1 protein-coding gene is annotated in these 799 nt (G+C 38.3%); it reads right to left on the bottom strand.

Annotated elements, in window-relative coordinates; genetic code table 11:
• Nucleotides 1-8: 8 nt before the first annotated feature.
• Nucleotides 9-479, bottom strand: a complete 471-nt coding sequence (gene ytkD / locus LD39_RS21130) for an RNA deprotection pyrophosphohydrolase (protein WP_035553569.1) — start codon at nucleotides 477-479, stop codon at nucleotides 9-11.
• Nucleotides 480-799 lie beyond the last annotated feature (320 nt).

The following is a 799-nucleotide window of genomic DNA, read 5'->3' as shown; positions in this document are numbered from 1 at the left end:
TTTGTTATTTAATCAAGACGGTGTTCAATTCGCTTCATACACTGCGGGAGGACTTCATCCTTCATCATAAAACTGAACCGATCATTTTTTGCTAACGCTTTAGGTAGATGTTGAAACAAAACAGGGCCGTGGGTTTCAAAATAATGATCTTGTTCTGCTAATTCAGAAACCGTAGCAAAATAAACATTTTTAATTACATTTCCACCCTTGCCTTCTACATAATACTGACCTATGTAATGCAGATCAGCAACGTCGGCACCTGTTTCTTCCTTTACTTCACGTACAGCCGCTTGTTCTGCTGTTTCCCCGTCTTCTACCTTCCCCCCCGGAAACTCTAAACCACGGTCTTTATGTTTAGTGAGTAACCATTGGTTCTTATAGCGGCAAATGACCCATACATGTTTTGGTGATTTTGAAAAAGGATGATCCTCAAAAGATAATTTAACTGGATTATGATAAAAATCATAAAATGTTTTCATGTTTGATCAACTGCCTTTAGTACTTGATGTATTGGCATTGTTTCCTGACAAAAGGATTGCCTACCTTTTTTATACCTGCTTAAATCGTACCATAAGCTAACCTAAATACAAACTAGTGCGTTCAAAATTCGCCCTGTCTAACTTTATTATTCCTATAGTATAAGTATGGTAAACAAAGATCCTTCGCCAAAAGAATTGTTAGCGGTCTCTCTTACTCCACTAAAGCTCCCTATTCTGGAAGACTCAGTTTCGAGACTATTTCATGTTTCCGTTACCTTAAAAAGGAGGTCCGGGAAATCACTCGCTTTCCATGGGCATGT

Origin of the sequence: Halobacillus sp. BBL2006, assembly GCF_000786645.1 — a bacterium.
Taxonomy (GTDB): Bacteria; Bacillota; Bacilli; order Bacillales; family Halobacillaceae; genus Halobacillus.
The sequence above is the reverse complement of the archived record's forward strand: the minus strand, read 5'-3'. Positions and strand labels throughout refer to the sequence as shown.